This window comes from Halalkalibaculum sp. DA3122 (genome assembly GCF_043951865.1).
In the GTDB taxonomy this organism is placed as follows: Bacteria; Bacteroidota; Rhodothermia; order Balneolales; family Balneolaceae; genus JAMQKA01.
Genome location: NZ_JBINJF010000071.1, coordinates 1 through 4,524 on the forward strand (window position 1 = coordinate 1; position 4,524 = coordinate 4,524).

General features: G+C 45.2%; 2 protein-coding genes. Both read left to right on the forward strand.

The features are described 5' to 3' along the window. The coding region (locus ACG2F4_RS19075; RefSeq protein WP_395262537.1) for a T9SS type A sorting domain-containing protein at positions 1 to 2,121 on the forward strand (2,121 nt) is incomplete at its 5' end. Positions 2,122 to 2,885: 764 nt separating this feature from the next. Beyond that, positions 2,886 to 4,004 (forward strand): hypothetical protein, encoded by a 1,119-nt coding sequence (locus ACG2F4_RS19080; RefSeq protein ID WP_395262538.1) that lies wholly within the window; start codon positions 2,886 to 2,888, stop codon positions 4,002 to 4,004. Positions 4,005 to 4,524: the final 520 nt, after the last annotated feature.

The window sequence follows — 4,524 nt, forward strand, 5'->3', positions numbered from 1 at the left end:
GGCACCTACCGGCTGGAGGTGACCAACCCGCAGGTGCCCGAGCTGACCCTCCAAAGCATCCCGATCACCATCACCGAACAGGACCTCAACGGGAGTACTGATGAAGGCGATTCTTCTTCTGCCCCCGAAACACCGTCGCTGCTAAGTCCGGAAGAGGCGGCTGAGGGAAAAGCAACTACCCTTACACTGGATTGGAGCTCATCAAGTGGAGCGGATCAATATCAGTTGCAGGTGGCAACAGACGGCAGTTTTGGTTCCACATTTATTGATCAGAATGATCTTAAGGAAAGTGCCAGGGAAATAAGCGATTTAGATCATTCCAACACCTACTATTGGAGAGTACGGGCTTCAAATACTGCGGGTGAAAGTAACTGGTCGGAATCTCGCAGTTTTACTACCGCTGAAGCTTCCGTTTCTCCCGGCTTGTCGGCCCCGGTACAGTTGTCTCCGGCTGACGATGGTAGTAATATATCGGCAGCTTCCACTTTTGAATGGAAACCCGTGGAGGGGGCGGACTATTATGTGCTGCATGCGAACCGTATTGATCCCGCGGAGATGGTGGTCGAAACCGAGGTTAACGGAACGAGTTATACTCCTCCCGGTGGACTCGATCCCGAAACGACACACGATTGGAGAGTACGGGCCGTCAAAGATGGTGCGGAGGGAGAATGGAGTCCAATATGGCGTTTTACAACAGGTTCAGGATTTGACTTTACTCTAAAACTCACCGGCACGGAGGGGATGCGCATGGTATCAGTTCCAGCGGCAAACAAAACGCTGGATGATCTTTTGGGCTCTTTATGGAATCAGGGCATACCCGGTTCCAACGCAGAAAGTCAGGATCCCAACATTTTTGTTTGGAATGAAGAAAACCAGGAATTTGAAACGCCTTCTTCAATGTCAAGCAAAATGGAGCCGGGGAAGGGATATTTAACCTGGGTTTTTGAAGATAACAACCCGGGCAAGGAGGGAGTACAGGAGGGTTTCCCCAAAGTGCTGGGAGTAGATGGATCTGAAAACAGCAGCCCGGTAACGGTCCCCATCTCGGTGACGGATTCCGACAACTCGACAATAATCGATGGACAGGAAGGATGGAACCTGGTGGGAAATCCGTATGGAGTTCCAATTCTGGTTGATAAAATATTGGAAGCGGCCCGAGAGGTCAATCCGCAGGTCAATGCAAACCTGTATATCTGGGATCATATCCAATCCCAGTATCAAAGTCTGCCTGAGGGCGGGGGGCATACTATTGACCCATTCCAGGTTTTTTGGCTGCGTTATCTCGATAAAGGAGAGGGACCACTTACCCTGGATAAAGCCAGTATATCAGCCAGCAATCAGGGAAATCTTAACAAGGTGGTGAATACGTCTGCATCGGATCACAAGGAGGAAAAATCCATTTTATTTTTGATGGAACAGGACAGTACCAGCAGCGACAGGTATATCATCGAATTCAATGAGAGGGGCAAGGTTGGAGTCGACCTGTTTGACGCGTATAAGCTGTCTTCATTAAACCCTATGCAGAGTAGTTCATTACAGCTCTATAGCATTGAGGGGAAACGAGGGGAGCAATTTTCCAAAAGCGTACTGCCAGACACTCTTACGGGAGAGTTCCGTATACAGTTGGGATTCAGCTCACCGAACCAGCAGGAGATTACGTTGAAGTGGCCCCGGCTTGTAAATATCCCGCAGGAGTGGTCGGTCGTGTTGCAGGATCTTCGCCAAAACAGGACGATAAACCTGAGAAACAGCGATTCCTATACATTCAATGCTGCTGCAGGGTCCGATGAGTCGCGATTTGTCCTGGATATTTCACCCGCACCCAAGATAGAGCCGAACCCCGTTGAAGAGCCCCGGGCCATAAAACTGTCTCAAAACTATCCAAATCCGTTTAACCCGACCACGGAAATCGAGTACAGTGTAGACAGGGAAGTGGCAGTCAATTTAACGATCTATAACCTGATCGGGAAAAAAGTAGCTACGTTGGTCAATAACCGGGTGCAAAGCCAGGGGACCTATTCCGTACGATTTGATGCCTCTAAATTGACCAGTGGAATATATATATACCGGCTTTCTGTGGGCAGTAAAACGTTCACGAAGAAAATGACCCTGATAAAATAGGAATTCAAAACCGGTTATTTTCGAAATTTCGAGGAAACAGATAACCGTCAATTTAGCCCGGAGTGTGATTCAGAATGAGTTGCACTCCGGTTTTTTTATTCCCACTGGAGAATAGTTATTGGTTATTGGAAATTCGTTAATTGTAGCTTGATTTTAACGGTAGCAGGTAACTATCGGAGGATTAAGAAGTCCCAAAAAAGAAATAAGTCTGTTCCCTGGCCGAGGTGTTCCTTTTGGCTTGATCCAAAAGGAACTCAACAATCAAGACGGTGAATGGGGCATCCGCTCCAGCCTCAGCAGGCGTGGATGTTGATGGTCCGTCTCCCTCGTCAGACAGCAATTCTTCCGGAATCGGAATAATTGCTTGACACGTTCATACGATCTCCCCTTCGAAATTCATCATTTCTAATTCTTCATTCATAATTCCCATCCACCGGCGGTGATTTTTTCTTGTTCATTTTTTGATCATTCAAAAAATGAATACCTCTTGCAGGAAAATAGCTAATAATATTTTTTGATGGTCCCCTGATTATAACTTTCCAACAATAGGGCACCCGTTGACTTGAAAGGTTATTTTATAAAAAATGCCTGAAAATATTAACGTATAATTTATCCCGGGGCTGAAAATAAAGTGATTAGTATTTATTAAATATTTACCGATAAATTAATAAAAATTAATTACATAATATGATTACTAATTCCTAATATGAAAGCGTTGTAACATCTATTCTAAATCTTAACATATTTATTAAGAGGGTAAAATTATGGAGAAAAAGAGAGCACTGGTCATACTATGTATGGTTACGATAGGACTATTTATCTTTTCATCATGCGAGCAAAGCACCAGCACCGAACTAGTCGAAAGTTTCGAGTCTGTCCATGAGGTCAGCCCGGTTCCGGGAGCTGACAATGTCACCATGGAACTTGAAAGAGGGGAAAATATTGACAGTTTTTTTAGTGTCAATCTGGATGGTAATATTCAGCAGGAGGGATGGTGCGTGGAGTGGAATGAAAATGCATCATTTGGCTTGAACAAGGGAACCAAGATCTATTCAACCAGGGGAAAGCCGGCCTGGAGTGATGTAAATTATTTTATGAGCATTCTTGATGATCTTCGTGAGGAAGATCCCGACCTTACCTTCCGTGAAATACAGGTTATTATTTGGTCGCTTATCGATCGTCCTGAGTTTGACGTCGATAAAATCCATGAATACGACAACATTTCTGAACGTATATTCAAGGATGGTGAACCCCTATTTGACGTAGACAAAGTTAAAGAGATCCTCAAGAAAATTAGGGACTTTTTGAAAAACGGGAACGGGGATGAAAAAGAGGGAGATGGAGTTTACCTGATCGAGAATGACGGCCAAACCATAATGGTTAAAAGCGAAACCGCTTATGCTGTAAAGACTGATAACAACGAGGTTGATTCCAGCGCTTCAAAATGTTTTGATGAAGAGATTATTCCCGGGGTCTCCTTCAACAACTGGGGATGGACTAACGGACCTATTGCGCCCGGCACAGAGGAAACAGTATACGACATATATGCTGGGGCCGGCCAGTGCGATTTAACCAAGGGGGTACATGTGGGAACGTTGACGGTAGAATATATAAATGGAACGTTCACCGCCACATATGAGATGACAGAGATCTCCCCGATTACTAACGCTTTGTATACCATGACCGAGACGCATCTGTATGTGGGAACAGATCCATATCCACAGAATCCTGGTGGAAACTATACCGTTGCGCCCGGTCAGTACGGCAACCAGCAGAATCACAATTTCGCAACTGAAACCACGTATGAAATATCCGGATTAAGCGGCAATGTCTATTTCATTGCGCATGCCGTGGTGAATGGATTCGAACTGAACGGAAACTGATGTGAACCCTGGCTGATGATTAACTTGCGAAAGGGATTCAAAGGCGACTTTGAATCCCTTTTTTGTGGTTGGCTACCGGCGCCATAGAGACTGTATGTAAGGGATCTTTGCAGAACCTGCTATTTTGTAAGGTAGTTGTACTTGATTGATTTTTTAACGGGAGTACAACTCCTTCTGAACGAGGAATTGAGGATTTTGCAAAGCCCTCTGTAAGTCTGCATGAGGTCAGTCATAAGAAGGTTTCATAAATCAAAATTAATATCGAACTACAGAAAAGGGATACCAAATAAATGCCTGTTCCGACAGTTTTATTAAATTAGAGAAAAAAACTCGATGCTTGAACACAAATTACAGATGGATGATAAAGGCTAAACTGAAAATTACCGGCTATGTCTTCTCGCTTTTCTGGCTGCTGGCTTCTCCGTTGTTGCTGTCTGCCCAGACGTTGGACAGTGTATCGGGGGATCGCCAGGCGCTGGTGGATCTGTACCAGGCGACGGGCGGTCCGGGCTGGGACAAC